The organism is Paracoccus panacisoli (assembly GCF_042435015.1).
GTDB lineage: Bacteria > Pseudomonadota > Alphaproteobacteria > Rhodobacterales > Rhodobacteraceae > Paracoccus > Paracoccus panacisoli.
Map to the genome: position 1 here is coordinate 1 of NZ_JBHMQU010000115.1, position 2,248 is coordinate 2,248.

Below are 2,248 nucleotides of genomic sequence, written 5' to 3' on the forward strand. Positions count from 1 at the left end.
ACCTGCATCGGCGGTCTTTCGGATGGATATACAGACGGTATATACATATCCATCCCTCTCGCCTTACTCAAGCGTAATGACCAGTCGACGTTCAACGGGCAACTTCCAAGCGGTCGGGATCGGTGAGAGCCCCGGACCCCAGCTGTTGTGGGAGGAGCGTAAGATCGCGCTTGCGCGCACGCTGCGGCGACAGCCTCAAGCGGATCAATGGGTCCTGACCCTAGTCCGGTGAGGGCACGGGGAAGGCGTCAGCGGGTGGTCAAGCGCTGGAACTGGGCGCCGGTCAGATAGCCGGTCGACGACAGGTCGTTGGCGCGCTGCCAGTTGGCAATCGCCCGACGGGTACCGGGCCCGAAGGTCCCGTCCACGCCGCGGGTGTCGAAGCCTCGCCGGGTCAGCCCGGCCTGCACCGCGCTGCGCTGCGCAACGCTCAGCCCCAAGGCACGCTCGTTTTGGGCCGCGCTGCCGCCCCCGGCCGCTTCGGCCGCGGCCGCCGAACCGGCGGAGGGGACATCGCCGGTCGACCGGCCGCGCAGGATCTCGGTCGCCTGTGCGCGGGTCAGGGTGCCCGTCTGGGCATAGTTCCGGTCACGCTGCCACAAGGCGATGGCCCGGCGGGTGCCGGGACCGAAGCTGCCATCGGTACCCCCGGTAGAATACCCCAGGGCGTTCAGGCGCCGCTGCACCTCGACCCGGTCGGCCGCCGACAGCGACACCCCGCCCGAGCCCGCAGGGGTCGTGCCGCCCAGTCGCTCGACCCGGTCGCGGGCATGGCTGGCATAGGCGCCGTTCGGGAATTGGCTAAGATAACTCTGATAGGCGCTCAGCGTGTTGACGCTCTGCGCCTGCGCGAATGCGGCGCGGTCCTGTTCCTGCTGCAGGTATTGCTTGGCGATGCCGCCGACGATGTCCTTGACCGTGTCGTCCGCATGGGCGGGCACGGCCATCGCCACCATCACCGTGGCGGCCTTGATAAACGAGCTGGGGGTCATGGCAGGATCCTGTCTCGAGTCGACGTTTGTCAGGTTTTCTGACGGGGCAACGCCCCGGGCGGCGGGTCGGGTTCCGTCTCTGTGCCCCCGTCAGCGCCGATACGGGCGCCGCAACTCTCGGTCGCGGAGCGTGCAGCAGATGCAGCCGTTGGCTATCTCGACCAGCGTCTCCTCGGTCCAGCAAGCTTGATGACGCACAAGACCAACGCTCGTAACGCTCTCGTACAGGAGCAACTCCAGACTGAAATCTGGGATGTGTTCCCAGAGCACGGCCAGCCAAGGGCCAGCGCTGGAACTGACGATAGACGGACGACCACTTGCCGAACTCTTCTGGCAGGTCGCGCTACGGCGAACCTGTGCGGGCTATCCAGAAAATCCCACCCAGAACAAGACGTGGCGTCATGTCGAAGCTATACTTGAAAGCCCTGATCGCCGAAGCAACCGAACGGTTGATTGGAGTAAATATGCTGATGATTAATTTTATTGCTAAAAATAAAACGTACATTTTTTACGCCGCTTTTTTGATTTTCTTTATTTTGTGGTCGTTGACAATTGTTGCAGGATTTGGCGCAAAACTTTGTGCAAACTCCGGGGATTTGGAGAGAAGGATTTCTTCTTGCACCTATTCTATTTGGGCAAGCGGGATGATAGAACCGCGAAGTGGAAAAAGGGCTTTGGTATATTTACAAAGAGGCCTGCTGCATGCCGAGACTGGCAACCCCGAACTTGCTATCTCCGACTTTTCTTTAGCAGTTAAATACGCAACTGGAGGAAACGATATTTTATCGCTGGAAAAAGATGGGGTTGAATACGAGCGAATGGCAAGGCTATATGCCGTTATCAATAGCAGAAACGCCGAAATAAACCGGCTGTGGGATGCCGCGATAGCTCAGCAGTGACCAACAATGAAAGCAGCATAAGACCCCCGAAGGAGGGGGATAATGAAGGCGGTCCACTAAACGGCCATACCTCAACCGCAACGCCAGCGCGCTGATGGTGCTGGACGAGGTCGAGGGTGCCACCCTTGGCGCGGTGGTTCGGTTTTATTGCTTTGGTCCTTGTGCGTTGAGCCGAGCGCCAACCGGTCGAGCGGGCGCTGCAGGCCGAAGCCAAGCACAACGCAGTTGACCTCTAGTCCGCGAACGACACCATGGAAAAACCGAGGTAGAAATGGAAATGAGATGCTGTGACCCCCGATAACTCTTCCATCTGATGCTAGAGTCCGGCCCAATGAGAGGACCGGACATGAAGAGATC

General features: G+C 59.9%; 2 protein-coding genes and 1 pseudogene. 1 reads left to right on the forward strand and 2 read right to left on the reverse strand.

The genetic code is table 11. The features are described 5' to 3' along the window. Positions 1-248: 248 nt before the first annotated feature. Complete coding sequence (locus tag ACFHYO_RS16010; protein ID WP_394321730.1) at positions 249-992, reverse strand: peptidoglycan-binding domain-containing protein; 744 nt, start codon at positions 990-992, stop codon at positions 249-251. Positions 993-1,263: 271 nt separating this feature from the next. Continuing rightward, positions 1,264-1,386 (reverse strand): annotated as a pseudogene (locus ACFHYO_RS16015) (transposase); the annotation flags it as partial. 22 nt (positions 1,387-1,408) lie between these two features. Between ACFHYO_RS16015 and ACFHYO_RS16020 the strand changes: the two are divergent. Further along, a complete protein-coding gene (locus ACFHYO_RS16020; protein WP_394321732.1) occupies positions 1,409-1,891 on the forward strand; it encodes a hypothetical protein in 483 nt (160 codons plus the stop codon). The last annotated feature ends 357 nt before the right edge of the window (positions 1,892-2,248 follow it).

Bases quoted from the DNA above. Each gene is read 5' to 3' on its own strand.
- ACFHYO_RS16010 (WP_394321730.1), bottom strand. From the start codon at position 992: ATGACCCCCAGCTCGTTTATCAAGGCCGCCACGGTGATGGTGGCGATG.